Raw genomic sequence first — 25,402 nt, 5'->3', positions numbered from 1 at the left:
TTCTCAGCGCTTCTGCAGGCGTCGGGCATCTCGAATTGACGCGAGAAAAGCTGATTGTTGCCATTGACGAGATATTGCAGCTCCGGCGCGCTAACCACGCCAGACGGCCGCAGCGACCAGGCAGAGCAGAAGAAACAGCGGCACGATGACCGGCGGCACAATTCAGTCGGTCATGCGACGTCCAGACAACGCGCACGCTCCTTCATCACCACGGCGGGAGCGTTCGTTACCCTCGGTCACCGTCAGAGGCCGCGTTGGAAGCACGGTGATAAGGCACGCTACGCGCATCTTGTTTGAATAGCGAGCACTAAGGCGACTGAACGACACGATACCTTGATGCTTGTGATGTCCATGACCTGAGGGATCGCTAGGGCTCGACGTCCGGGCGCAGGTCGGCGTCGGCCGGTCGCCGCTGCCTCAGGAATCTCGCGCAGATGAAGCCGAGCACGACCATCACGGCGGCGGCGGAAACGAGCGTCGCGGTCTTGCCGGCATGTTGCAGGCCGAAGCCATAGGCGATCGGGCCGACGGTCTGCCCCATGAAAAAGAAGAACGAGTGCAGCGACAGCGCGGTGGCGCGCGCCTCGACCGACAGCTCGCTGGCGAACACCTGCAGGCAGCCGTGGATCATGTAGAAGCCGAGGCCCATCACCAGCAGGCTCGCCATCTGCAGCTTCCAGTGCGGCCCGAAGGCGACGCCGACCAGCTGGATGCCGACCAGCGTTGCGCCGACGACCATCATGCCCCTCACGCCGATCAACGGCAGCAGGCGCGCCACCGTCAGCGTGTAGAGCAATCCGCCGATCGCAAAGCCTGCGATCACGATACCGGCGATCGACAGCGAGGTCTCGCCGAGCTCGAACAGGAACGAGGCGATGAACGGAAACAGCCCGAGCACGCAGCAGCCTTCGATGAAGACCGCCGAATAGCAGATCCGCGCGTTCGGATTGGTGAAGATGGGTGCGATAGCCGTGACGCAGCGCCTTCAGGCTGGTGCGCGGCGGACGGTTCAGCGCAGCGCCGCGAAAGCCGGCCGCAACCGCGAGCGCAACGATGATCACGAGGCCGCCGAGCACCGCGAGCACACCGCGCCACCCGAGGAAATCGCCGATCAGACCGGAGGCCGTGGCGCCGAGCAAATTGCCGGTCATCGAGCCTGCGAGCGTTCGCCCGATCGCAAGCTGCCGCTTGTCGGAACCGACGAGATCGCTGGTCAGCGACAGCGCCACGGGAAACACGCCGCCCGAGCCGATGCCGGCGAGGATGCGGGTCACGAACAGCATCGGAAACGAGGTCGAGAGTGCGCCAAGGATGTTGGCGACGCCGAGCAGGCCAAGGCAGATCGTCATCAGCCGCGCCTTGCCGAACAAATCGGCGGCGGCGCCGATCGCCGGCTGGACCGCGGCAAAGGTGAAGGCGAACACTGCGGCGAAGCTCGCCGCGGTCGCGATGCTGACGCCCAAAATCCTCCGCGACATGCGGCAGCACCGGATCGAGTGCGCGCACCGACAGGCTCGCCGCGAAGGTCGCCAGCGTAATGACGTTGAGGGCCGGCGGCATGCCGCTCGTTGCGGTCATGTCGTTGTCCGCTGATCAGGCTGCCGTCTTGGCGAGCGCGTCGAACTGCATCAGCCGCTTGACGAGGGATTCGAAGTCGCGGAGCGGCACCATGTTGGGACCGTCGGACGGCGCGTGATCCGGATCGGGATGGGTCTCGATGAACACGCCGGCAACGCCGACCGCGACCGCGGCGCGCGCCAGCACCGGCACGAATTCGCGTTCGCCGCCCGAGGACGTGCCTTTGCCGCCCGGCTGCTGCACCGAATGGGTGGCGTCGAAGATCACAGGCGCGCCGGTGGTGCGCGCCAGGATCGGCAACGCGCGCATGTCTGACACCAGCGTGTTGTAGCCGAACGACGCGCCGCGCTCGGTGACCAGCACATTGGCATTGCCGGCGCCGGTGATCTTGCTGGCCACATTCGCCATGTCCCATGGCGCCAGGAACTGGCCCTTCTTGACGTTGACGACCTTGCCGGTCGCAGCCGCAGCCAGCAGGAGATCCGTCTGCCGGCACAGGAAGGCCGGGATCTGCAGCACGTCGACTGCCTGCGCCGCCTCAGCGCACTGGTCGGGTTCATGCACGTCGGTCAGCACGGGCAGCCCGAGCGAAGAACGGATCTCGGCGAAGATCGGCAGCGCCTGCTTCAGCCCGATGCCGCGCGCGGCCGACGCGCTGGTGCGGTTCGCCTTGTCGAACGAGGTCTTGTACACCAGACCGATCTTTAGCCTTGCTGCGATCTCCTTCAGCGCGGACGCCACTTCGAGCGCATGCGCGCGGCTCTCGAGCTGGCAGGGACCGGCGATGATCGAGATTGGCAAGGCATTGCCGAATTTGGCCGATCCGACGGCAACGATCGGCGCGGCGGCTGGCGCGGAAACTTGATTTGTCAAAATGCTGCATCCTTTTGCCGGCGACCATGCAATCCCGCGCCGGAGGGATCAAGCCATCCCGCACGATGAGGGGGTTGCGCTGACGCCGTGGGTGCGCCGTGCTATCACAATCCTGCCCCAACCGCTCCTATAAGTTGTCGCGGAACGGATTCCCATGAGGAACGAAATGCGCATATCGGTTGTGATCGGAGCTGTGACCGCCCTATCGGCGATGCCGGGCCTGGCGCACGCCCAGACCAGCAGCCAACCAGGCATCGTCACCGGTGGCGCCGCAGGCGTCACCGTCAACGGCAAGCCGGCCGCGCGCAGCGGCGACACCACCAGCAATGGCGGTCCGCTCGTCGAGGGCGTGCCCAACGTCCTGATCAACGGCAAGCCGGCCGTGGTGATGGGCGATCGCACGCATTGCGGCGGCAAGACCACTTCAGGCAGCCACGGCGTCTTCATCAATGGCAAGCCGATGGTCCGCGAGGGCGATCAGACGTCGGGCTGCCCGCAATAGTTTCGCCGCTGCATTTCGGACGGGACCCGCTACAGCAGATGGCGCACTGTGCCTCGCCGGCAAGAAACTCGCCACCGCAGGTCCGCGCGGCCAAAATATCGAAAACAACCCCATGCAAAGGCGCTGGCGGCTACCGGCGTTCGACATGGCACCTTGACCCGTCGGGCAAATCAGGGATATATTTCCAGTATTCCGAAATCGTGCAAGCACCCTCTCGCCTGCCGTCGTTGCGCGGAGCGACAGCGACGAAGCACTCCATCGCTCGCATATGCGGTGCCAATGGATTGCTTCGCTCCGCTCGCAATGACGGCAGCCTGCGTCACTTCACCGCTGAGAACGCGGTCGGCACCAACAGCTGGTTTTCGATGGTGAGAACGATCTGGCCGTCTTCCTCGGTCTTGGCGCGCGCGGCGATCCATTCCGGATCGGTCGCGAATGCGGTCCATTTCTTCTCGCGTTCGGCGAGCGATTCCCAGGCCAGCAGATAGGTCAGGTCCTGGTTGGATTCGCCGACCAGCGTCGTGAAGAAGCCGGCCTGCCTGATGCCGTGCTTGTCCCAGAGCTTCAGCGTGATGGTCTCGAAGCGCTTGAGCAGCGCCGGCAGCCGGCCCGGCAGGCAGCGATAGACGCGGGTCTCGTAGATCATTGGCAGTCCTCCCAGATCCAGTTGTGCGGGCGGTTATAGCCAGCCGGTTCCGGACTGTCTTGAGGGGGCGACAACATGGCACCTCTGCTCGTCGGAAGCGGCCATTTCCGCAATGTTGTTGCAATGTTACTTGCCCTACAACCGGCCGTACGGGAACTGGACCCAAAAGCACATGCGGATACTGCTGGTTGAAGACGAGGCCGAAATGGCGGCGGCGCTGTCGCAGGCGCTGAAAGGCTACGACATGGTCGTCGATCATGTGCCGACCCTTGCCGAGGCCGAGGAAGCGATTTCCGCCGACGTGCATGGCGCCGTCCTGCTCGACCGCCAGCTCCCCGACGGCGACGGCCTCACGCTGATCCCGAAGCTGCGCGCCAAGGCCGACGGCGTTCCGATCATCGTGCTGACCGCACGCGGCGATCTCGCCGACCGCATCACCGGCCTCGACAGCGGCGCTGACGACTATCTGGCCAAGCCGTTCGCGGTCGAGGAGCTGTTGGCGCGGCTGCGCGCCGTGCTGCGCCGTCCCGCCGGCGTGCAGTTCGAGATCATCAAGGCCGGCCGGATGGCGTTCGACTGCAGCCATCGCGAGGCCAGCGTCAATGGCCGCCCGCTCGAGCTGCCGCGGCGCGAGCTGCTGGTGCTGGAGACGCTGCTGCGCCGGATGGGCCGCACCGTGCTGCGCGCGACGCTCGAGGAAGCCGTCTACAATTTCGAGGACGAGATTCAGTCGAACGCGCTCGACGCTCACGTCTCGCGGCTGCGGCGCAAGCTCGCGGACTCCGATGCCGGCGTCGAAATCCACAGCATCCGGGGCGTGGGCTACCTGCTGAAGCAGGTGTCATGAGCGAGCCCGCCGATCACTACTGCCTGCGCTCGCAACTGAGCTGGCGCCTGGTTGCGCTGCAGGCAATCTTGCTGACGGGACTCGTGCTCACGGTGCTCGGCGCCCTGTGGGCGTCGGGCTTCCTGCTGGTCAACCGGGATGAAGATCGCGTCGTCGACGTCGTGCAATCGGCTGTCGCGCGCAACGCGCAGGGCGAACTGGTGCTGCGTCCGACCGACGATCTCAACAAGCTGCGGGCCGAGATTCCCGATCTCTGGTTCGCCGTGCGGGACCGCGAGGGGCACACGCTGTCCGAAGGCGAGGTGCCACCAGATTTCGCGCGGATCGGCAATGCCCTCGATCATATCAGCCAGGCGCGGCTCGGTTACCAGATGCTGGAGGACAGCCCCGGCAAGCCGGCGGCGCGGCTGAAGCGCGTCAACACGGATGCCGGAAACGTCCAGATTCTTACCGCGACACAAGGCCGGATGACCGGGACCAAGGCGCTGCTGGTGATGGCGGCGACGTGCCTGGGCAGTACCCTGCCCGGCCTGTTGCTGATGGCGTGCGCCACCTTCATCGCGACGCCGATGGTGGTGCGGCGCGCGTTTGCGGGCATCGACTCCACGGCCGACGAAGCCCGCCGGATCGATTTCCGCCAGCGCGGCAGCCGGCTGTCGGCCGACCAGTTGCCGCTCGAAGTCGCGCCGCTGGTGAGCGCCGTCAACGATGCGCTGACGCGGCTCGACGACGGCTATTCGCGTCATCAGCGCTTCGTCGCGGATGCCGCGCATGAATTGCGCACGCCGATCGCGATCCTCAACACGCGGCTGGAGTCGCTGCCGTCAGGGCCGGAGAAAACCCGCCTGCTCGAGGATGCGGCACGGCTTGCGACGCTCGCCGAGCAGCTGCTCGACATCCAGCGTTTCGACCAGTGCCGCAATCCGTTCGGCCGTGTCGATCTCGTCGCGGTCGCGCGCAATGTCGCCGCCGATCTCGCGCCGCTCGCGATCGCGGCCGGCTACGAATTGTCGCTCGATACATCGGCCGATCGGGTCGAAACGATCGGCGACCGCGCCGCGCTGGAGCGCGCGCTGACCAATCTCGTGCAGAACGCCATCCAGCACGGCGGCCGCCGCGGCACCATCACCATCCATGTCGGCAGCGCCGCGACGATCGACGTGACCGATGAAGGTGACGGTATTCCGAAGGATGAGCGCGCCCGGATCTTCGATCCGTTCTATCGGCTTGCGCCGCTCGATCGCGGCGCCGGCCTGGGCCTCAACATGGTGCGCGAGATCGCAAGACTGCATGGCGGTCACGTCTCCGTGCTCGATGGCCGGACGGGCGGCGCGAGCTTCCGTCTCACGTTACCGCCGGCACCGTTCGCATCGTGATGCCAGCGCATTTTCGAGCGAAGTCTGTCCCGGACTTGATCCGGGATGGGCATCGGTTGGCGTGAAGGAAACGGGTCAGACCAGAGTCTGGAGCCCGTTCCGATTCAATCCGAACGGGCTCCAGCAACATCGCGCAATGTTGTCGCAATGCAGGCCCCGCAAAGAAGAGAACGCGCCACGCAATCGAGTCGAGGCGCGGCGACACTTTGTTGGGAATCCCAATGTCACATGATCTCCTGTCTTTCTTCACGGCGTGGATGGCAGCCCCCGGCCGCGTCGGCGCCATCGCGCCCTCGGGCGCAGCGCTCGCCGAACTGATCACGCGCGACATCAGCGCCAAGACCGGTCCGGTGCTGGAGCTCGGTCCTGGAACGGGCGCCTTCACCTATCAGCTGCTGAAGCGCGGCGTGCGCCAACAGGATCTCACGTTGATCGAATACGGTTCGGATTTCATGCGGCTGTTGCAGCTCCGCTTTCCCGGCGCGCGCGTGCTGTGGATGGACGCCGCGCGGCTGGCCTCGGAACGGCTGTACGAGGGCGCGCCGGTCGGCGCCGTGGTCAGCGGACTGCCGCTGCTCAACATGTCGCCGCGCAAGGTGATCTCGATCGTCAGCGGCGCATTCAGCTACATGCGTCCCAATGGCGCATTCTATCAATTCACCTACGGCATGCGCTGCCCGGTGCCGCGGCCGATCCTCGACCGGCTCGGTCTGCGCGCCACGCTGGTCGATCGCGCCATCCTCAACGTGCCGCCTGCCGCGGTCTACCGGCTGACGCGACGCCCGCAATACAAGCTCATCACGCGCGACGTCACCCCTGCGGTCGATGCAGGCATCTCACCGATCAAGAAGGAAAGCCGGGCCAGCAAGGACTGCGCCGCCGTGTGACGGTGCAGCTGACGGCGGCTTACATCAGCCGGCTCTGCTTCGCTGCCGCCTCGATGAACGACGCAAACAGCGGGTGCGGCTCAAAGGGCCGCGACTTCAGCTCGGGGTGGAACTGGACGCCGATGAACCAGGGATGGTCCTCGTATTCGACGATCTCCGGCAGCACGCCATCGGGCGACATGCCGGAGAAACGCAGGCCGTGCTGCTCGAGGCGGTCCTTGTAGGCGGTGTTGACCTCGTAGCGATGGCGGTGCCGCTCCGAGATCTCGGTCGCGCCGCCATAGACCTGCGAGACGCGGCTGCCGCGGTTCAGCGCCGCGGGATAGGCGCCGAGCCGCATGGTGCCGCCGAGGTCGCCGCTCTGCGAGCGCTTCTCGAGCTCGTTGCCGCGCAGCCATTCGGTCATCAGGCCGACCAGCGGCTCACTGGTCGGGCCGAACTCGGTCGAGTTGGCCTCCTCGATGCCGACCAGATTGCGCGCGGCCTCGATCACGGCCATCTGCATGCCGAAGCAGATGCCGAAATACGGCACGTCACGCTCGCGCGCGAACTGCGCCGCGCGGATCTTGCCCTCGGCGCCGCGCTGGCCGAAGCCGCCGGGCACCAGGATGCCGTTGACGTGCTCGAGGAACGGCGCCGGGTCCTCGTTCTCGAACACCTCGCTCTCGATCCAGTCGAGATTGACCTTCACCTTGTTGGCGATGCCGCCATGCGAGAGCGCCTCGATCAGCGATTTGTAGGCGTCCTTCATGCCGGTGTACTTGCCGACGATCGCGATCGTCACCGCGCCTTCCGGATTGCGGACGCGCTCGTTGATGACGTTCCAGCTCTGCAGCGCCGGCGGAATCTTCGCCGTGATGCCGAACGCGGCCAGCACCTCGTCGTCGAGACCGGCCGCGTGATAGGCCTCCGGCACGGCGTAGATGTTGTCGACGTCGCGCGCCTCGATCACGGCGCTCTCGCGCACGTTGCAGAACAGGCCGAGCTTGCGCCGCTCTTCCTTCGGGATTTCACGGTCGGTGCGGCACAGCAGGATGTCCGGCTGGATGCCGATCGAGCGCAGCTCCTTGACCGAGTGCTGCGTCGGTTTTGTCTTGAGCTCGCCGGCACTTGGAATGTACGGCAAAAGCGTCAGGTGAATGTAGACGGCGTGATCGCGCGGCAGCTCGTTCTTGAGCTGACGGATCGCCTCGAAGAACGGCAGGCCCTCGATGTCGCCGACGGTGCCGCCGATCTCGACCAGCACGAAATCGTACTCGTCGTTGCCCGACAGCACGAATTCCTTGATCGCGTTGGTGACGTGCGGGACCACCTGGATGGTGGCGCCGAGATAATCGCCGCGGCGCTCCTTGGTGATGATGTCCTGGTAGATCCGCCCGGTCGTGATGTTGTCGGCCTTGGTGGCCGGACGACCGGTGAATCGCTCGTAATGGCCGAGATCGAGATCGGTCTCGGCGCCGTCGTCGGTCACGAACACTTCGCCGTGCTGATACGGCGACATCGTTCCCGGATCGAGGTTGAGATAGGGATCGAGCTTGCGAAGGCGGACTTTGTAGCCTCGGGCCTGCAGCAGAGCGCCGAGCGCCGCCGATGCCAGACCCTTTCCGAGCGAGGAGACCACGCCGCCGGTGATGAATATGTACCGCGCCATGGGACTTTACCTTTAAGCCGACTCCAGCGATTCGCAAAACGAATCGGCTGTTCCCGGCAAACAATCCACCGGGCTGTGGGTTAGATTAAATTGGAAGCGATTTCAGAGCATTGATGGGGATTTCTGATGCAGGATGCCAGCGCTGCATCCTGCATGGCGCCCCTGCTTTATTGCGACCGTGGTGCCTGCGGGCCGCTCGGAGCCTGCTGCCCCTGCTGCTCGTCGGTCTTCTTCAGCGAATCGAGGATGCCGCCGGAGGTCGGTGCAGTGATCGGCGCGCCGCTGGCCGGCTGGGTCTGCGCCGGTGCGCCGGTGCCGATGATCGAGCTCGGCTTGCGGTCGTAGCCCGCATACCAGGACAGGAACAGGCTGGTGAGGAAGAAGCCGGCCGCGAGGATCGCGGTGGTCCGCGACAACAGATTCGCGGTGCCGCGGCTCGACATGAAGCCGGCGCCGCCGCCCATGCCAAGGCCCCCGCCTTCGGATTTCTGCAACAGTACAGCGCCGATCATGACGGCGACGATCATGAGATGGATAATGATAACGACAGTCTGCATCGCAAGCCTTCCGTCACAAGCCGCTAAGCGGCCAGACAAACGGCGCTATCGGCTTTGCGGTTTTTCGTGAAGTCGCGCCCTGTTACACGATTGGACCGGGCATTGTCACCCCCGAGATAGTCGCAATGGCTGACATCACAAGCTGCCTCGGCCGCGCTTGCCTGAGCCTTGATCGGAACCGGCCATTTCTATTATAATAGAAAAATGGATACTTTGATAGACGATCTGAGCCAGCGCCTGGCGCAGCGGATCAGGCTCGAGCGCGACGGCCGGGGCTGGTCACTGGCCGAGCTTGCCGAACGCTCCGGCGTCTCGAAGGCGACGATCAGCAAGATCGAGCGCGCCGAGGTCAGCCCGACCGCGGTCGTGCTGGTGCGTCTCGCCTCGGCCTTCGACCTCACTCTGGCCGGCCTGATGTTGCGCGCAGAAGGCCAGGGCGAACGGCTGTCGCGCGCGGCCGCGCAGCCGATCTGGAGCGATCCGGAAACCGGCTATCTGCGCCGCCAGGTGTTCAGCCGTCCCGATCATCCGGTCGAGCTGGTGCGGGTGGAAATGCCGGCGAGGCAGTCCGTGACCCTGCCCGCCTCGTCCTACGCCCATATTCGCCAGCTGGTCTGGGTGCTGAGCGGCAGCCTTGTCATCACCGAGGGCGGCGCGCGCTATGTGCTTGCCGCCGGCGATTGCCTCGGCTTCGGGCCGCCCGCTGAGACCACCTTCGCCAACGAAACCAACGCCGGCTGCACCTACGTGGTCGCCTTGGCCCGGAGCTGATGCATGTCGCACTTCGCCATCAAGCCGCTCGAGGACGAGCCGGACCTGTGCAACGCACTCGGTGCGCTGCTGATCGAGACCGTCGCGAGCGGCGGCTCAGTGAGCTTCATGCATCCGCTGCCGTTAAATGACGCGAAGGCATTCTGGCAGGACTCGCTTGGCGCCGCGGCGCGCGGCGAGCGAGTAGTGCTCGGCGCGTTCGACGGCGACAGCCTGATCGGCACCGTAACGCTGCTGCTGAAGCTGCCGCCGAACCAGCCGCATCGCGCCGAGATCGCCAAGATGATGACGCGCGTGAGCCACCGCAACCGCGGCGTGGCGACGGCATTGCTGCGCGCCGCCGAGCAGCTGGCGATCGCGCACGGGCGCACGCTGCTGGTGCTCGACACCGCCGTCGACGACGGCGCCGCGCCGCTTTACGAGAAGCAGGGCTTTCGGCTCAGCGGCATCATCCCCGATTACGCGTTGAAGCCGCATGGCGGCCTCACCGGGACGATGATCTACTGGAAGCGGATCGGCGCGGCCGCGGCGGCGTAACCCGAATCCGTCATTGCGAGGAGCGAAGCGACGAAGCAATCCATATTTCCGCATATGCGGAGCCATGGATTGCTTCGCTTCGCTCGCAATGACGGAGGCATAGCGTCGGCCACGGCCACTTAACAGCCAGCGGCGATCGCCAAAAAGTCCGACGCCTTCAGGCTGGCGCCGCCGACCAGCGCGCCGTTGACATTGGCGACGGCCATCAGCTCGGCGGCATTCGACGGCTTCACCGAGCCGCCATAGAGAATCCTGGTCCGGCTTCCCTCGCCCTTGAAGCGATCGGTGAGCTGACCTCGGATAAACCTGTGAACTTCCTCGACATCCTCTGCGGTCGGGGTCAGGCCAGTGCCGATCGCCCAGACCGGCTCATAGGCCACCACCAGATTGGCCGCGGTCGAGCCGTCGGGCAGCGAGCCGACAAGCTGGGTGCCGCAGACATCGAGCGTCCTGCCGGCGTCGCGCTGCTCGCGCGTCTCGCCGATACAGACGATCGCGGTCAGCCCGGCGCGCCACACTGCCTCCGCCTTCTGCCGAATCAAGGCATCGGTCTCGCCATGGTCGGCGCGCCGCTCGGAGTGGCCGACGATGATGGCGACCGCGCCGAGATCCCTAAACATTTCCGCCGAGAGGTCGCCGGTGTGGGCGCCCGACGCTTTCGGATGGCAGTCCTGGGCGCCGACGGCGACCTTCGAGCCGCGCGCCTTGTCGGCAAAGGCCCCGACCAATGTCGCCGGCGGGCAGACCAAGAGATCGGCCTTCCCGGCGACATCGCCGGCGCCGGCCAGCATCGCGTCGAACTCGGCAAAAGAGGATTTCAGGCCGTTCATTTTCCAGTTGCCGGCGATCAGCGGCCGGATGGCGTCGGTCATGTCGGATTTCCCATCATTCAAGCGTGCCCCTGCGCTATCAGAGCCGGGCGGCGACTTCCAGAGCGCGGCTTCGCGCCTGCCGTGCGACGCTTCCGCCCGCGCGCCCGAGGTTGCGGGGGGACACGAGCCACTTTATAAGCGTTTTCAATTCGGTGACGCCCTGCTGCCGGACAAAAAGTCCCGACTTTTAGTCCCACTTGGGTACGACCCGGTTCCCCTCCTGTAAAACAAGTTGGACCCATGCTTCGAGGAATGCGGAAAGCCTCATCAAACTGGCTCGGCAAGACGATTATGGCCGTGGTGATGGGCGTTTTGATCGTCAGTTTCGGAATTTGGGGCATTGCCGACATCTTCAAGGGGTTTGGCCAGTCGACCTTCGCCAAGGTGGGCGGGACCGAGATTTCGGCCGAGCAGTTCCGCCAGATCTATACCGACCGGCTGCAGCAGCTTGGCCGCCAGTTCGGCCGTCCGCTGACCCCCGACCAGGCGCGCGCTTTCGGGATTGACCGCCAGGTGCTGCAGCAGACGCTCGCGGAGGCCGCGCTGGACGAGGAAGCGCGCCGCATGGGCCTCAACCAGTCCGATGCCGAGGTGCTGCGCACGATCTACAACGATCCGAACTTCAAGGGCCTCAACGGCCAGTTCGATCCACAGCGCTTCCAGTCCGTGATCCGCAACTTCGGCTACACCGAGGGCCGCTACATCGCCGAGCAGCGCCGCGTCGGCCTGCGGCGGCAGATCGCCGGCACCATCTCGTCCGGGATCGAGCCGACCAAGGCCGTGGTCGAGGCGCTGACCCGTTTCCAGAACGAGCAGCGCTCGATCGACTATGTCACGCTCGGCGCCGCGCAGGCCGGCACCATCGATCCGCCCTCGCCCGAGGCGCTGGCTGCCTATTTCGAGGACCACAAGGTCCAGTTCCGCGCGCCCGAGTACCGCAAGATCGCCTTCGTCGCGATCACGCCGGAAGAAATCGGCAAGTGGGAGACCGTGTCCGACGAGGATGCCAAGAAGATCTTCGAGGAGCGCAAGGACCGGCTCAGCACGCCGGAGAAGCGCGAGGTCTCGCAGATCGTGTTTCCGGACGCCGGTGAGGCGCAGGCCGCCCGCGCCCGCATCACCTCGGGCACCTCGTTCGACGACATCGCCAAGGAGCGCAAGCTCAATCCCGCCGACGTCAACCTCGGTCTGGTCGCGAAGTCGGCGATCCTTGACCCTGCGGTCGGCGATGCCGCCTTCGCGCTGCCGGCAGGCGAAGTCAGCCAGCCGATCCAGGGCCGCTTCGGCGTCGCGCTGGTCAAGGTCGGCAAGATCGAGCCCGGCGTTACCCCGAGCTATGAGGCCCTTGCGCAGCAGGTGAAGAACGAGATCGCGACCGAGCGCGCCCGCGCCAATGTCGCTGAGCTCCGCGACAAGATGGAAGACGAGCGCGGCGGCGGCTCCAGCGTCATCGACGCGGCGCAGAAGCTGAAATTGACCGCCGTCACCATCGACGCGATCGATCGCTCGGGACGTCTGCCGAACGGCCAGGTCGCGTCAAACATCCCACGCGGCCTCGACGTGGTGTCGCAGGCCTTCAACAGCGACGTCGGCGTCGACAACGACCCGATCCAGTTCAACAACGGCTATGTCTGGTACGACGTGCTCGGCATCACGCCGTCGCGCGAGCGCACCCTCGACGAGGTCCGCGACCAGGTCGAGGCCAAGTGGCGCGAGGACCAGATCTCCGCCAGGCTGCGCGCCAAGGCGACCGAGATGGTCCAGAAGCTCGACAGCGGCGCCAAGCTCGCCGACGAGGCCACGGCGGCCGGCGTCAAGGTCGAGACCGCCGCGAACTTCCGCCGCGAGGCCACGCTGCCCAACGTGCCGGCCGGCGTGATCGCGGCCGCATTCCGCACCGCCAAGGACGGCGACGGACAGACCTCCGCGGCCGGCGGCAGCCAGTGGGTGGTGTTCCGCGTCACCGATGTGACGGTGCCCCCGGTCGACTTCGCCTCCAACGAGGTCAAGCAGCTCAGCGAGGCGCTGCGGCGCTCGTTGAGCGACGAGCAGGTCGCGCAATATGTCGCGAAGATCGAGACCGACATCGGTGTGACCGTCAACCAGGCAGCCTTCGCACAGGTGACAGGCGCAAATAATTGAGCATGATCGGGACAGCGCGACGACGCGCTGCGCGGCGACCAAGCTCCAACAACAGACCCTGAGCCAGCGAATGGACGACCTGAAATCGATCATCGGAAAAGTCGCCACCGGCGCCACGCTGACGCGTGAAGAGGCGGCGTCCGCCTTCGACAGCATGATGTCGGGCGAAGCCACGCCCTCGCAGATGGGCGGGCTGTTGATGGCGCTGCGGGTGCGCGGCGAGACCGTCGAAGAGATCACCGGCGCGGTCAGCGCGATGCGCGGCAAGATGCTGCGGGTCACCGCACCGGCGGAAGCCGTCGACATCGTCGGCACCGGCGGCGACGGCTCCGGCTCGGTCAACGTCTCGACCTGCGCGGCCTTCATCGTGGCCGGCGCCGGCGTGCCCGTCGCCAAGCACGGCAATCGCGCGCTGTCGTCGCGCTCGGGTGCCGCCGATGTGCTGGCCTCGCTTGGGGTCAAGCTCGACCTGACGCCTGCGCAAGTCGGGCGCTGCGTCAAGGAAGCCGGCATCGGCTTCATGTTCGCGCCTTCGCATCATCCGGCCATGAAGAATGTCGGCCCGACCCGCGTCGAGCTTGCCACCCGCACCATCTTCAACCTGCTCGGGCCGCTCTCCAACCCGGCCGGCGTCAAGCGGCAGATGGTCGGCGTGTTCTCGCGGCAATGGGTGCAGCCGCTGGCGCAGGTGTTGAAGAACCTCGGCTCCGACAAGGTCTGGGTCGTGCACGGCTCCGATGGCCTCGACGAGATCACCCTCACCGGCCCGACCTTCGTTGCAACGCTCGAGAACGGCGAGATCAGGACATTCGAGGTGACGCCTGAGGAGGCGGGCCTCGGCCGCGTCGGCGGCGAGGCGCTGAAGGGCGGTGATGCCGACGCCAATGCGATCGCGCTGTCGAGCGTGCTCCAGGGCAAGCCGAGCGCCTATCGCGACGTCGCTTTGCTCAACGCGGCCGCCGCGCTGATCGTGGCCGGCCGTGCCAAGGATTTGAAGGAAGGCGTGGCGATCGGCGCCCAGTCGCTCGACAGCGGCGCGGCCGCGGCGCGGCTGAAGCACCTGGTCGCGGTTTCCAACGGCTGAGAGCGCGGGACATGTCCGACATCCTGACCAAGATCGAGGCTTACAAGCGCGAGGAGATCGCCGCCGCGAAGCGCGCGCGTCCGCTCGCCGAGGTCGAGGCGCGGGCGAAAGCGGCCTCAGCTCCACGCGGCTTCGTCCGCGCCCTGAAGGACAAGCATGCACGCGGCGACTACGCGCTGATCGCGGAGGTGAAGAAGGCCTCGCCCTCCAAGGGGTTGATCCGGGCCGACTTCGATCCGCCCGTGCTCGCGAAGGCTTATGAGGCGGGTGGCGCGGCGTGCCTGTCGGTACTGACGGATGCGCCGTCGTTCCAGGGCCATCTCGACTTCATGGTCGCGGCCCGCACGGCGACCAATCTGCCGGTGCTGCGCAAGGACTTCATGTTCGACACCTATCAGGTGGCGGAGGCGCGTGCCCACGGCGCCGACTGCATCCTGATCATCATGGCCGCGCTCGACGATGCGGCGGCCTGCGAGATCGAGGACGCCGCGCTCGGCTATGGCATGGACGTGCTGATCGAGATCCACGACCGCGCCGAGCTCGACCGTGCCCTGAAGCTTCGCTCGCCGATGATCGGCGTCAACAACCGCAATCTGCGCACCTTCGAGACGACACTCGCAACCAGCGAGGCACTGGCGCCGCTGATCCCGGACGACCGCCTGATGGTCGGCGAGAGCGGCATCTTCACGCCGGAGGACCTCGCCCGCCTCGAGCGCGTCGGAATGTCGACTTTCCTGGTCGGCGAGAGCCTGATGCGTCAGCAGGACGTCACCGCGGCCACCCGCGCCTTGCTGACGCGGCAGGCGGCACCGCGCGCCACCGGCACGCGCTGACGCGATGGCGCGCAAGACCAAAGCCGGATCGAAGGGACCCGTCGCCGCCCTCACCCATATCGACGCCAAGGGCGAGGCGCGCATGGTCGACGTCTCGGCCAAGCCCGCGACCGAACGGACCGCGATCGCCGAAGGCCGCGTCCTGATGAGCAAGGCAACGCTCGCGCTGATCGAGTCCGGACAGGCCAAGAAAGGCGACGTGCTGGCGACCGCGCGGATATCAGGCATCATGGCGGCGAAGCGGACCTCGGAATTGATCCCGCTCTGCCATCCGCTGGCCCTGACCAAGGTCACGATCGACATCGCCACCGACGAGAAGCTGCCCGGCTGCATCGTCCGCGCCAGTGTCAAGGTGACGGGGCCGACCGGCGTCGAGATGGAGGCGTTGACCGCGGTTTCGGTCGCCTGCCTGACGATCTACGACATGGTCAAGGCGGTCGATCGTGGCATCCGGATCGAAGGCATTCACCTCGTCGAGAAGATCGGCGGCAAGTCCGGGCACTATCACGCAGCCGAGTGATCGCGACCGATGCGCAGGGATAGCCTTTCGCGAAGACGCGCAACCATCCGTTAACCAATCTCGCTAACCCGCGCTCCATTTCGTTTGGATACGACTTTCGCGGGCCGGAGGTGCGCGAAAGCTACTTCCGGGTGAAACGCCTGGAAGCGATAGCGTCAGATGAAGCAAAACGGCAGCGCCTCGTTCAACGTCACCTCGGTGATCGGCAGTGGTCCGATCCGCTGGCTGATCCTTGGCGGCGCCGTGCTGATGGCCGCGATTGCAATCGGCGCCACCCTGATGGCCGAGAATTTCCGCGAGCGCGCCCTGCACAACAGCGAGCGTGAGCTCGAGAACACCGTGTTGCTGCTGGCGCGGCATTTCGACCAGCAGCTCGAGGATTTCGAGGTGGTCCAGCGCGACCTGATCGCGTTCATGCGCGACAACGGGATCGCGACACCGGAGAATTACAAGCGCCGGATGTCGGCCGCGGACATCCATGCAATGCTCAAGTCCAAGATGGACGCGCTGTCCAATGTCGGCAGACTCAACGTGTTCGACGCCGACGGCATGCTGATCAACAGCTCAGGCGACTGGCCGTTGCCGCAGGTCAGCATCGCCGACCGCAGCTACTTCCAGACTTTCAAATCGAGCCCCTACTCGCCCGACATGCTGGTCGCCCCGGTGGTCAGCCGCGTCAGCGGAGTCTGGACCACCGCCATCACCCGCAAGGTGACCGGCCCACGCGGCGAGTTTCTCGGCGTACTCGTCCGCGGCGTCGAGCCGGCGACCTTCGAGAAATTCTTCTCGACCGTTGCGCTCGGCGAAGGCGCCGCGATCTCGATGCACCATCGCGACGGCACGCTGCTGGCGCGCTATCCCCATGTCGAGGAGATGATCGGGAAGAACTTCCGCACCGGCCCGGCCGGTCAGCAGCAGGTGTTCGAGCAGCCCGAGAGCACCTCGCGATTGACCAGCCCGGTCGACGGCAAGGACCGCCTGGTGTCGTCGCGGGCACTCGCCAAATTCCCGATCGTCGTCGTCGCCACGACCACCACGGAAGCGGCACTCGCCAACTGGCGCGAGCAGATCGGCATGCTGATCGCGGTGACCGCAGCATCGGTGCTGGCGATCGCGATCCTACTGACGCTCGTGGTGCGCAAGCTGTTGCAGCAGCACCGCACCCAGCAGCAACGCCTGACGCTGGAGAAGCTCCGGCTCGACACCGCCGTCAACAACATGACGCAGGGGCTGTTGCTGTTCGATGCCGCGCAGCGGCTGGTGATCTGCAACAAGCGCTATATCGAGATGTACGGATTATCCGCCGACGTCATCCGGCCCGGCTGCAGCTTCCGCGACGTCATCGTGCATCGCCACCTGACGGGCTCGTTCCAGGGCGACGTCGAGCGCTACGTCAACCTCGTGCTGCGCGACGTCGGCATCCGCAACACCATGGTGATCGCGACGCCCGACGGGCGCTCGATCCAGGTCGTCAACGAGCCGCTGGCCGATGGCGGCTGGCTTGCAACCCACGAGGACGTCACCGAGCGCCGCCGCGCCGAGGAGCGCATCACGCATCTTGCCCACTACGATGCTCTCACCGACCTGCCGAACCGCGCGCTGTTCCACGAGGAGATCAAGCGCGAGCTGCCGCATGTCGCCCCCGACAGCCAGCTCGCGGTGCTCTATATCGACATCGACGAATTCAAGGGCGTCAACGACTCGCTCGGCCACATGGTCGGCGATGAATTACTCAAGTCCGTTGCGCGGACGCTATCCGGCGTGATCGGCGACGGCGATTTCGTCGCCCGGCTCGGCGGCGACGAATTCGCGATCGTGCAGACCGGCGTGAAGAACGAGGTCGAGGTCACCGACCTCGTCGCGCGCATCTACGAGGTCATCCGCTCGCCCTATCAATGCCTCGGCCACCAGGTCACGACCGACGCCAGCATCGGCATTGCGCTGGCGCCGAAGGACGGCACCGATCTCGACCAGATATTGAAGAACGCCGACCTTGCGATGTATGCGGCGAAGTCGGCCGGCCGGCGCGTCTCGCGCTTCTTCGAACCGGCGATGGATGCCGATGCCCGCGCCCGCCGGGAGCTCGAGATGGAGCTGCGGCAGACCATCGCCGCGGGCAGCGGGCTCGAAGTGTATTACCAGCCCTGCGTCGACCTGCGCAGCAACGAGATCACCGGCTGCGAGGCGCTGGTGCGCTGGCGCCATCCGGTGCGCGGCATGATCTCGCCGGCCGACTTCGTGCCGATCGCCGAGGAGACCGGCCTGATCAACCAGCTCGGCGAATGGGTGCTGATGACGGCCTGCAAGGAAGCCGTGAACTGGCCCGATCACGTCAAGCTCGCGGTCAACGTCTCGCCGGTGCAGTTCCGGACCGGCACGCTGGCGCTCAAGGTGATCGCGGCGCTGGCGGCATCGGGCCTGTCGGCGGGCCGGCTGGAGCTTGAGATCACCGAGGCGGTGCTGATCCGCGACGACGAGACGGCGCTGGCCGCGCTGCATCAGCTCCGCGCCATCGGCATCAGGATCGCGCTCGACGATTTCGGCACCGGCTATTCGTCGCTGAGCTATTTGAAGCGTTTCCCGTTCGACAAGATCAAGATCGACCGCTGCTTCGTCACCGACATCGCCGATCCGCAAGGTTCGGCCGGCATCGTCGAGGCCGTCGTCAACATCGCCGCCGAGCGCAGCATGACCACGACGGCGGAAGGCGTCGAGACCGCGCAGCAGCAGCAATTGCTGCGCGAGCTCGGCTGTTCGGAAATGCAGGGCTATCTGTTCAGCCCGCCGAAGCCGGCCGCCCAGATCCGCGAGCTCTTGGCCGGGCATCGCCGTGGCCCTGCTGCAGGTCCGACCGCCACGCGTCGGCGCAAACCTGTTGCCGGCGCGGCGTAGACTTCGGAAGGTGTGGACGACCGATAACGCGTCATGCCCGAGCGTGACCCGGGCATGACGAAGCAGAGATGGGCCTAGTTCGGCACCGGCCGCTTCTGCGCAGCCTTGTCCGCGTTCTTGGCGTCGGCGTTCACGGTGACGCCGCGCAGCTGGTTGAACGCCGCGGCCAGCGCCTTGTCGTTCTTCTCGTCCGGCGGCACGTAGGATTGCGAGCCGGTCTGCTCGGCGCCCTCGGCGGAGAGGTGGCCGCGCATCGAGGCTTCGCCCTTGAGCTCGGAGCGGGTCTTGAACTCGTCCGGCACGTCCTGCAGCACCTCGATGTCGGGCTTGATGCCGAGCGCCTGGATCGAATGACCCGACGGGGTGAAATAGCGCGCCGTGGTCAGCGCCAGCGCGCCATTGCCGGCGCCGAGCGGAATGATGGTCTGCACCGAGCCCTTACCGAACGAGCGGGTCCCGATCAGGGTCGCGCGCTTGTGGTCGTGCAGCGCCCCGGCGACGATCTCGGAAGCCGAAGCCGAGCCGCCATTGATCAGCACCACGAGCGGCTTGCCCTTGGTCATGTCGCCGCCGTGGGCGGTGAAGCGCTGGGTCTCTTCCGGATTGCGGCCGCGGGTCGAAACCACCTCGCCGCGCTGCATCAGCGTCGAGGTCACCGAGACCGCCTGGTCGAGCAGGCCGCCCGGGTTGTTGCGGAGGTCGACGACGTAGCCGTCGAGCTTGTCCTGCGGGACCTGCTTCTGGATCTCGCCGATCGCCTTGCGCAGGCCCTCGGTGGTCTGCTCGTTGAACGAGGTGATCCTGATGTAGCCGATGTCGCCGCCCTCGACGTGATACTTCACCGGGCGGACGCGGATGATCTCGCGGGTAATCGAGACCTCGAATCGGCTTGTCGGCGTCCTTGCGGACGACCTTCAGCCGGATCGAGCTGTTGGGCGCGCCCTTCATCTTGTTGACGGCCTGGTCGAGCGTCAGGCCCTGGATCTGCTCATCGTCGATCGAGGTGATCACGTCGCCCGACATGATGCCGGCGCGCGAAGCCGGCGTGTCGTCGATCGGCGCCACCACCTTGACGAAGCCGTCCTCCATCGTGACCTCGATGCCGAGCCCGCCGAACTCGCCATGCGTGGTCTCCTGCATCTCCGCCCAGCCCTTCTCGTTCATGTAGCGGGAGTGCGGATCGAGCGAGGAGATCATGCCGTTGATCGCCCCTTCGACGAGCTTGGAGTCCTCGGGCTTCTCGACGTAGTCGGTCTTGATCTTCTCGAACACCTCGCCGAACAGGTTGAGCTGCGAATAGGTGTTGTCGGCATGCGCGGCGGCATTGGCGACGGCGAACAGATGCGCCCCCTGCGGCGAGGCCACGAGCAGGGTGAGACACGCTCCCGCAACCGTCCCGAGGAAGAAGCCAACATGTTTGCGCATTATCCGCGATCCTTTTTCGCTATCGGCCGGCAACGTTCCGCAACGTTCGCCTGCCCCACCCCGACGGGGGCACCACACAACGGCTTTTTGGTCGGATCAAGGCCGCCTTGTCGCTGGACCATTACGGTCCTGTCACGATGCCCTGGTCAGCCCCAAAATCAGCATTTAGTCAGCACCACGTCAGCCTCAAGTCGGCTTCCGGTCGGCCTCTGGCCCAGCCTCCCGCAGCCCGCTCTGCCAGGTCGACGGCCGGGTCCCGAATCCGCGCTTGGCCCGGGTGCCCAGCCAATAGCCAAACTGCGGAGGAACATGGCGAAATGGCCCTTCAACCCCGAGTTTCAGCGCGGCATCCATCGGCCAGTTGGGGTTATTGAGGATTTCCCGGCCGACCGCGATCAAATCTGCTTGTTTGTCGCGCAGGATTTGCTCGGCCTGGTCACCATGGATGATCAGGCCGACCGCCATGGTCATGATATCGGCATGCCGGCGGACATATTCCGCCAGCGGCACCTGATAGTTGTATTTGATCTCCTTGCCCAGAATCGGCGCCATCTCGCTGATTCCCCCGGACGAGCAGTCGATCACGTCGACGCCCTTCGGCTTCAGGATCGCCGCCAGCCGCGCGCTCTGTTCCGGACCCCAGCCGGCATTGTCCTCGACCGACAGCCGCACGAACAGCGGCTTGTGATCCGGCCAGTGCGCGCGCACGGCCTCCGTCACCTCGATCAGGAAGCGCATCCGGTTGGCTTCCGAGCCGCCATATTGATCGCTGCGTTGGTTCGAACGCTCCGAGAGGAATTCGTGCACGAGATAGCCATGGGCGCCGTGCAGCTCCAGCACCTCGAACCCGGCCTCGTGCGCGCGCCGCGCCGCCTGCCCCCAGGCCGCGACGAGGTCCTTCACCTCCAGCGTTTCCAGCGCGCGCGGCACCGGCCAGCGCTCGCTATGAGCGATCGCGCTCGGCGCCACCGGCGTCCAGGCGTCCCAATCCTCGATTGCGGCGCTGCGTTCGAGCGGTCGGTCGCCTTCCCAGGGGCGGCTTGCGCGCGCCTTGCGGCCGGAATGGCCGAGCTGGATGCCGGCCACCGCGTTCTGCTGCTTGATGAAGCCGACGAGCCGGCTGAGCGGCGCGATGAACTTGTCGTCCCAGATGCCGAGATCGCCGATCGTCCCGCAACCGCGCCGCTCGACCTTGGTCGATTCGACGATCACGAGACCGGCGCCGCCGGCGGCGAACTTGCCTGCGTTCATCAGATGCCAGTCGGTCGGAAAGCCCTTCTCGGCCGAATATTGATGCATCGGCGGCACCACGATGCGGTTCTTCAGCGTGACGCCGCGGATGGTCATCGGCGAAAACAGCAGCATGTCGGACATCGCTTCCTCACTTCACGTCGTTACCTGGCGCGCGGGACCGATCTTCTATTTGCCGCCGACGTTATACGCACTGCACGATGGCCGAAAGGGGCGCGGGGCGCGCATCACCGAGGCAACATCCATCCACGAGCTGTTCCTATTGAGCGGGCTTCCGGTTCGCCGACAGGTCCGTCGGGCAGTCTACCCCGCATGCGATCACTTTCCTCTGGTCGGCAACGCGCCACACCAGCAGCGCGGCCAGGACGATGATGGTGACGGTGAGCTTGGCCAACGTGTCGTGATTCAATTTCAGCTCCGAGCAACAATCCGCATGAGCGACAATTATCAGCTGCGAACAAAAACTGGCTCCGGGGCGCCTGAAGGCCGCTGACGGGGCCGACCCGCGTTCGATTCAACGTGATCTGGATCATCATCGTACGGACCTGGCGCGGCCGGCAAGCTCTCCGGTCCGCATGGCAGCACAGCACAGCCGCGCGCGGCCATGCTGGAACTTTCTCGTCCGGAATGCCGCGATCTCCGGGAACCTGCCCGTCCATCACCTAGCCCATATGGGCTACATCCTCACCGTGGCCGTCAACTCCGCACGAGCCTTACTGCGCCCGCGGCGATCGCGTCGTTGAAGCTCGTATCCCAGAATTGTCCGACCTCGGCGCGCGCGTCGAGCACGCCGAGCTTGAGGAAGGTGTCGGCAACCTTCTGGTGGGTGTCCGGCACGTCAGACGTTACACCAGCCAGCGAGAAGTCGTCGCTGCGGCGGGCGAACCGGTCGAGAATGTCCTGCAACGGCAGATGGGTTTCGGCCACCTGCGCCGCCGCATAGAGGGGAAAATTCTTGTTGGCGAACGCATAGGCGCGCTGGATCCGCAGCAGCAGATCGCTCACGGCCGCGTGGCGCAGCGGATCGTCGATGGCCTTCGGATTGGCGTAGATCGGGAAATTGCCCGAGAGATAGCCGACGCCGGTCTTGAGCAGCCGCGCGCCCTGCCTGGCGATGGCGAGCTGTCCGTTGTAGCCATAGATCGCCCAGGCATCGAGCTTGCCGGAGGCGAACGCCGAGTAGCCGTCGGACGGCGTCAGATTGATCGCCTCGATATCGCCGAACCCAAGGCCTGCCTCCTCGAGCTGTTTCGCGAGGAAGTAATGCGCCGTGGTCGCGCGCACATAGCCGACGCGCTTTCCCTTGAGGTCGGCAATCGAATGGATCGGCGCGTCCTTTGCCGCCACCGTGACCTGGATGTTGAGATCCTCATGGGTGACGGCGATGAAGCGCACCTTTGCGTTCTGGCGCGCGGCGAACATCGCGGGAACCTCGCTGCCCGAACCGACGTCGAGCGCATCGCCGTTCAGGGCCTCGATGTGGAGCACCCCGTTGTTGAGCTCCTTCCATTCGATTTTGTAGGGCGTCTTGTCCTCGCCCGCCGCCTGCAGCAGCGGACGCCAGCCGCCCTTGTAATACGCCACCCGCAAGGTGACGCCAACGAGATCGGCGCCCTCACCCGCCCCGGTTTCCGCGCGCGCACTTCCCGCAACCAGACTTCCGGCGAGCACGCCGAGCGCAGAACGTCGCGAAAGGACAAATGGCGTGGTCACCGGCTTAGGCTCCTGATCAGCAGTTACATTGCCTGCAAGCTTAGGAGAAAATCCGCCGATGTATATGAGACGCTATTTCGTTTTTCGCCGCGCGCGCGAAAAGCCGTTCCAAGGATTGACGGCTTGGCGCGGAAAACAATATCCGACGACGCGAACGTAGCCCGGATGGGCGCAGCGATATCCGGGGCCGCTCTCTCAGTTTGCGGTGACCTCCCCGCATGTCGCGGAGCCCGTCATCGGGCGCGCGTTCGCGCGACCCGTTGGCTCATGCAGGCGGGCTACGTCAGCCGCGCTACTTTGCAACCTCATAAACATCAGGATCGAAGCTCGAGCTCGGATGGGCGAATGCATTCTTCAGTGCCGGCGACATCGGGACATTGTAATTGATGCCGTTCGGCGGGGTCGGCTGCTCCAGCCACTTCTTGTACATGACCTCGATCTCCGGGCTCCCATAGAGCTCGGCCGTCGCGCGGTCCGCGAGCGCCTTGAACGGCGCGTCCTCCCGGCGCAGCATGATTCCGAACGGCTCGGCCTTCGAGAACGCCTCCTCGCTGATCATGTAGAGCGAAGGCTGCTTGGATCGGGCAATCGCGACGGCGAGCTGGACATCGTCGAGCGCATAGGCCTGGGCGCGATCGGTCTCCAGCATCAGGAACGCTTCGGCCTGGTCCTTGGCCGGCTGAACGTTGATGCCGAGCTTGCGTTCGGTGTTGACCTTGATGAGCTGCGTGAGGTTCACCGAGCCTGCAACGGCGGTGACCGACTTGCCCTTGAGATCGTCGATGGCGTTGATGCCGGCGGACTTCTTGGCGGCAAATCGCGTCGCGCTCAGGAAGTGCGAGTTGGTGAAGGTCACCTGCTTCTGGCGCTCGGCGCTGTTGGTGGTCGCCGAGCAGTGCAGATCGATCGTGCCGTTGACCATCAGCGGGATGCGGTTCGACGAGGTCACCGGGAGATAGTCGACCGTGATGTCGGGCATGCCGATCTCCTTCTTCACGGCATCGACGATCTTGAGGCAGATATCGAGCGCGAAGCCGATCGGCCGCTGGTTGTCGTCCAGATAGCTGAAGGGAACGGAGGCCTCCTGAAAGCCCAGCGTGACCTTCCTGGTCTCCTTGATCTTCTGCAGCGTGCCCGACAGCTCCTCGGCTGCCGCGGGGCTCGCGGCGAACATGAGAGCGAAGAGGAGGGCGGGCAAACGCATCGGCGGCTCCTGGGCGATGATCAGATGGCGGTGATAGCCCACACACAGGCCCGGCGATAGAAGATGATGTGTCTATCAGCTATCGCGCTTTGCTATGGTCCGCCTGCCGAGCGCTTGCGACCACAGCCCCGAGACATCCGCACCCGGATCGCTACTGCTGCGCCCCGCCCTCGAGCAGGCGGTCGCCGACCAGGTGAACCGCGCCGCGGGTCCATGAGTAATCGGCGCCCATCCGCAAGCCGCTGTCGCCGCGTGAGACGACCGCGCCGCTGCGGGCGTCGCGCACCTGGAAGCCGACCGTGTATTCGGTCCGGCTGACCCGCCTGATCACACCGATCAGCGATTGATCGGCGCCGAGCTTCTGCGCGATCGCCGCCTCGCAACCGTCGCAGTCGCGCAGCGCCCGCGCCTTGACGGGCTCGGCCATTGCGCCGCCGGTATCGACCAGGCGATAGCGGCCCGATTGCGCAAGCCGGTTGCGGACGCCCTGGGTGACATCGGCCAGAGTGGCGGCATCGGAGCCTGCAACACCGGACGACGGTGCCGCGGAATTGTCCTCGAGCTCGAACTCGAACACCGCAAGCCCGATCGGCGCCGCGGCGGCGGCCCGTGCCGTCGGCAACGCAGCGGCAAGAACGGCGCGCACCTCGCGCGACACGAACATCCGCGCATGGTCCCATGCCTCGTCATTGTCGCCACGAAACGTGTAGAGCTTTTCATACAGCACACGGCTCGCGCCGACATCGATGACCGCCACCTTGGCCCACTGCACCAGCGTGCTCATCTTCTGCACGCCGCCGACCACCCTGATTTGGGCCTCGCCTGTGGGCGCCGCCGACGCCACCAGGCGATAGCGCGGCTCCGCAGCGACATCGGCGCGCAGCGCAGCCATGAACGCATCCAGCCGCTTCTGATGCACGGCGGTTTGGTCGATCACCTCGCCCGAGGTGTCGAGATAGCTGAAATCATCGATGCTGACGCCAAGCGGGGAAGCCGCGGCGGCGCCGGTTTCGGCGCGCAGCGGACAAGATTCGGCCAGAAGGCCGATCAATGCGAGGGCGCGTACGACGAGGCGGGACTGGCGCATGATCGAGGCCTTTCAGCTGCTGGTGCGGTTGGTTCGATCGCAGCCTGGGCCGGCAGGCCGCCGCGCCGCAGCGGAGCGCCTCCCGGCCGGTGCCGGGAAAATTTCACGACCGTGGTCCGCACCCAAGGCAGTGCTTCTCGACGCTTCCTTTCTG

21 protein-coding genes and 2 pseudogenes are annotated in these 25,402 nt (G+C 65.7%); 11 read left to right on the top strand and 12 right to left on the bottom strand.

Annotation, left to right across the window (positions count from 1 at the left end; translation table 11 throughout):
* Window positions 1-367: 367 nt before the first annotated feature.
* Window positions 368-1,578 (bottom strand): annotated as a pseudogene (locus ACVWW1_RS09505) (MFS transporter).
* 15 nt (window positions 1,579-1,593) lie between these two features.
* Entirely contained in the window at window positions 1,594-2,451 is an 858-nt protein-coding gene (gene kdsA, locus ACVWW1_RS09500; protein WP_229168624.1) for a 3-deoxy-8-phosphooctulonate synthase, read from the bottom strand.
* 166 nt (window positions 2,452-2,617) lie between these two features.
* Here kdsA and ACVWW1_RS09495 point away from each other — a divergent pair, with 166 nt between their 5' ends.
* The gene (locus ACVWW1_RS09495) at window positions 2,618-2,953 is read left to right on the top strand and encodes a PAAR domain-containing protein (RefSeq protein WP_176531086.1); all 336 of its coding nucleotides are present in this window, start codon (window positions 2,618-2,620) and stop codon (window positions 2,951-2,953) included.
* Window positions 2,954-3,272: 319 nt separating this feature from the next.
* Here the strand turns inward: ACVWW1_RS09495 and ACVWW1_RS09490 are convergent, their stop codons facing one another.
* On the bottom strand, window positions 3,273-3,599 hold the full coding sequence (locus tag ACVWW1_RS09490) for an NIPSNAP family protein (protein WP_050626418.1): 327 nt from the start codon (window positions 3,597-3,599) through the stop codon (window positions 3,273-3,275).
* A gap of 172 nt (window positions 3,600-3,771) precedes the next feature.
* On the opposite strand from ACVWW1_RS09490, the gene ACVWW1_RS09485 reads away from it, so the two are divergent.
* The 3 genes from ACVWW1_RS09485 (at window position 3,772) to ACVWW1_RS09475 (ending at window position 6,709) form a co-directional block, all read left to right on the top strand.
* On the top strand, window positions 3,772-4,446 hold the full coding sequence (locus ACVWW1_RS09485; protein WP_176531085.1) for a response regulator transcription factor: 675 nt from the start codon (window positions 3,772-3,774) through the stop codon (window positions 4,444-4,446).
* Window positions 4,443-5,822, top strand: coding sequence for a sensor histidine kinase (locus ACVWW1_RS09480; RefSeq protein WP_456655598.1), 1,380 nt, complete (start codon window positions 4,443-4,445; stop codon window positions 5,820-5,822). Before ACVWW1_RS09485 ends, ACVWW1_RS09480 begins: the two co-directional genes overlap by 4 nt.
* 221 nt (window positions 5,823-6,043) lie before the next feature.
* Entirely contained in the window at window positions 6,044-6,709 is a 666-nt protein-coding gene (locus ACVWW1_RS09475; protein WP_456655597.1) for a class I SAM-dependent methyltransferase, read from the top strand.
* Between the two features lie 19 nt (window positions 6,710-6,728).
* On the opposite strand, the gene ACVWW1_RS09470 is transcribed toward ACVWW1_RS09475, so the two are convergent.
* Entirely contained in the window at window positions 6,729-8,360 is a 1,632-nt protein-coding gene (locus ACVWW1_RS09470) for a CTP synthase (RefSeq protein ID WP_207829711.1), read from the bottom strand.
* Between the two features lie 167 nt (window positions 8,361-8,527).
* Window positions 8,528-8,917, bottom strand: a complete 390-nt coding sequence (gene secG, locus ACVWW1_RS09465) for a preprotein translocase subunit SecG (RefSeq protein WP_092114570.1) — start codon at window positions 8,915-8,917, stop codon at window positions 8,528-8,530.
* A gap of 204 nt (window positions 8,918-9,121) precedes the next feature.
* Between secG and ACVWW1_RS09460 the strand changes: the two genes are divergently transcribed.
* Window positions 9,122-9,688, top strand: a complete 567-nt coding sequence (locus ACVWW1_RS09460; RefSeq protein WP_456655596.1) for a helix-turn-helix domain-containing protein — start codon at window positions 9,122-9,124, stop codon at window positions 9,686-9,688.
* Between the two features lie 3 nt (window positions 9,689-9,691).
* A complete protein-coding gene (locus ACVWW1_RS09455; RefSeq protein WP_176531081.1) occupies window positions 9,692-10,225 on the top strand; it encodes a GNAT family N-acetyltransferase in 534 nt (177 codons plus the stop codon).
* A gap of 119 nt (window positions 10,226-10,344) precedes the next feature.
* On the opposite strand, the gene tpiA is transcribed toward ACVWW1_RS09455, so the two are convergent.
* Window positions 10,345-11,097 (bottom strand): triose-phosphate isomerase, encoded by a 753-nt coding sequence (gene tpiA, locus ACVWW1_RS09450; RefSeq protein ID WP_456655595.1) that lies wholly within the window; start codon window positions 11,095-11,097, stop codon window positions 10,345-10,347.
* 240 nt (window positions 11,098-11,337) lie between these two features.
* Here tpiA and ACVWW1_RS09445 point away from each other — a divergent pair, with 240 nt between their 5' ends.
* From ACVWW1_RS09445 to ACVWW1_RS09425, 5 genes are all read left to right on the top strand, one after another.
* The gene (locus ACVWW1_RS09445) at window positions 11,338-13,239 is read left to right on the top strand and encodes a SurA N-terminal domain-containing protein (protein ID WP_456655594.1); all 1,902 of its coding nucleotides are present in this window, start codon (window positions 11,338-11,340) and stop codon (window positions 13,237-13,239) included.
* A 70-nt stretch (window positions 13,240-13,309) separates the two neighbouring features.
* On the top strand, window positions 13,310-14,323 hold the full coding sequence (gene trpD / locus ACVWW1_RS09440; protein WP_456655593.1) for an anthranilate phosphoribosyltransferase: 1,014 nt from the start codon (window positions 13,310-13,312) through the stop codon (window positions 14,321-14,323).
* A gap of 11 nt (window positions 14,324-14,334) precedes the next feature.
* Complete coding sequence (trpC, locus tag ACVWW1_RS09435; protein WP_176531077.1) at window positions 14,335-15,156, top strand: indole-3-glycerol phosphate synthase TrpC; 822 nt, start codon at window positions 14,335-14,337, stop codon at window positions 15,154-15,156.
* 4 nt (window positions 15,157-15,160) lie between these two features.
* Window positions 15,161-15,676, top strand: coding sequence for a cyclic pyranopterin monophosphate synthase MoaC (gene moaC, locus ACVWW1_RS09430; protein WP_176531076.1), 516 nt, complete (start codon window positions 15,161-15,163; stop codon window positions 15,674-15,676).
* Window positions 15,677-15,835: 159 nt separating this feature from the next.
* Window positions 15,836-18,568, top strand: a complete 2,733-nt coding sequence (locus tag ACVWW1_RS09425; RefSeq protein WP_176531075.1) for a bifunctional diguanylate cyclase/phosphodiesterase — start codon at window positions 15,836-15,838, stop codon at window positions 18,566-18,568.
* Window positions 18,569-18,642: 74 nt separating this feature from the next.
* Here the strand turns inward: ACVWW1_RS09425 and ACVWW1_RS09420 are convergent.
* The 6 genes and pseudogenes from ACVWW1_RS09420 to ACVWW1_RS09395 form a co-directional block, all read right to left on the bottom strand.
* Window positions 18,643-19,993: pseudogene (locus ACVWW1_RS09420) on the bottom strand (S41 family peptidase).
* Window positions 19,994-20,179: 186 nt separating this feature from the next.
* The gene (locus ACVWW1_RS09415) at window positions 20,180-21,367 is read right to left on the bottom strand and encodes an NADH:flavin oxidoreductase/NADH oxidase (RefSeq protein ID WP_456655592.1); all 1,188 of its coding nucleotides are present in this window, start codon (window positions 21,365-21,367) and stop codon (window positions 20,180-20,182) included.
* A 136-nt stretch (window positions 21,368-21,503) separates the two neighbouring features.
* Complete coding sequence (locus ACVWW1_RS09410; protein WP_176531072.1) at window positions 21,504-21,653, bottom strand: hypothetical protein; 150 nt, start codon at window positions 21,651-21,653, stop codon at window positions 21,504-21,506.
* 287 nt (window positions 21,654-21,940) lie between these two features.
* Complete coding sequence (locus tag ACVWW1_RS09405) at window positions 21,941-22,957, bottom strand: ABC transporter substrate-binding protein (protein WP_456655591.1); 1,017 nt, start codon at window positions 22,955-22,957, stop codon at window positions 21,941-21,943.
* A 292-nt stretch (window positions 22,958-23,249) separates the two neighbouring features.
* A complete protein-coding gene (locus ACVWW1_RS09400) occupies window positions 23,250-24,161 on the bottom strand; it encodes an amino acid ABC transporter substrate-binding protein (RefSeq protein ID WP_456655590.1) in 912 nt (303 codons plus the stop codon).
* Window positions 24,162-24,312: 151 nt separating this feature from the next.
* Entirely contained in the window at window positions 24,313-25,248 is a 936-nt protein-coding gene (locus tag ACVWW1_RS09395) for a DUF2380 domain-containing protein (protein WP_456655589.1), read from the bottom strand.
* Window positions 25,249-25,402: the final 154 nt, after the last annotated feature.

This window comes from Bradyrhizobium sp. JR3.5 (assembly GCF_054057015.1).
The sequence above is the reverse complement of the archived record's forward strand: the minus strand, read 5'-3'. Positions and strand labels throughout refer to the sequence as shown.

Coding starts and splice junctions, on each gene's coding strand:
- ACVWW1_RS09495 (WP_176531086.1), top strand. CDS start 2,618: ATGCGCATATCGGTTGTGATCGGAGCTGTGACCGCCCTATCGGCGATG.
- ACVWW1_RS09490 (WP_050626418.1), bottom strand. CDS start 3,599: ATGATCTACGAGACCCGCGTCTATCGCTGCCTGCCGGGCCGGCTGCCG.
- ACVWW1_RS09485 (WP_176531085.1), top strand. CDS start 3,772: ATGCGGATACTGCTGGTTGAAGACGAGGCCGAAATGGCGGCGGCGCTG.
- ACVWW1_RS09480 (WP_456655598.1), top strand. CDS start 4,443: ATGAGCGAGCCCGCCGATCACTACTGCCTGCGCTCGCAACTGAGCTGG.
- ACVWW1_RS09475 (WP_456655597.1), top strand. CDS start 6,044: ATGTCACATGATCTCCTGTCTTTCTTCACGGCGTGGATGGCAGCCCCC.
- ACVWW1_RS09470 (WP_207829711.1), bottom strand. CDS start 8,360: ATGGCGCGGTACATATTCATCACCGGCGGCGTGGTCTCCTCGCTCGGA.
- secG (WP_092114570.1), bottom strand. CDS start 8,917: ATGCAGACTGTCGTTATCATTATCCATCTCATGATCGTCGCCGTCATG.
- ACVWW1_RS09460 (WP_456655596.1), top strand. CDS start 9,122: ATGGATACTTTGATAGACGATCTGAGCCAGCGCCTGGCGCAGCGGATC.
- ACVWW1_RS09455 (WP_176531081.1), top strand. CDS start 9,692: ATGTCGCACTTCGCCATCAAGCCGCTCGAGGACGAGCCGGACCTGTGC.
- tpiA (WP_456655595.1), bottom strand. CDS start 11,097: ATGACCGACGCCATCCGGCCGCTGATCGCCGGCAACTGGAAAATGAAC.
- ACVWW1_RS09445 (WP_456655594.1), top strand. CDS start 11,338: ATGCTTCGAGGAATGCGGAAAGCCTCATCAAACTGGCTCGGCAAGACG.
- trpD (WP_456655593.1), top strand. CDS start 13,310: ATGGACGACCTGAAATCGATCATCGGAAAAGTCGCCACCGGCGCCACG.
- trpC (WP_176531077.1), top strand. CDS start 14,335: ATGTCCGACATCCTGACCAAGATCGAGGCTTACAAGCGCGAGGAGATC.
- moaC (WP_176531076.1), top strand. CDS start 15,161: ATGGCGCGCAAGACCAAAGCCGGATCGAAGGGACCCGTCGCCGCCCTC.
- ACVWW1_RS09425 (WP_176531075.1), top strand. CDS start 15,836: ATGAAGCAAAACGGCAGCGCCTCGTTCAACGTCACCTCGGTGATCGGC.
- ACVWW1_RS09415 (WP_456655592.1), bottom strand. CDS start 21,367: ATGTCCGACATGCTGCTGTTTTCGCCGATGACCATCCGCGGCGTCACG.
- ACVWW1_RS09400 (WP_456655590.1), bottom strand. CDS start 24,161: ATGCGTTTGCCCGCCCTCCTCTTCGCTCTCATGTTCGCCGCGAGCCCC.
- ACVWW1_RS09395 (WP_456655589.1), bottom strand. CDS start 25,248: ATGCGCCAGTCCCGCCTCGTCGTACGCGCCCTCGCATTGATCGGCCTT.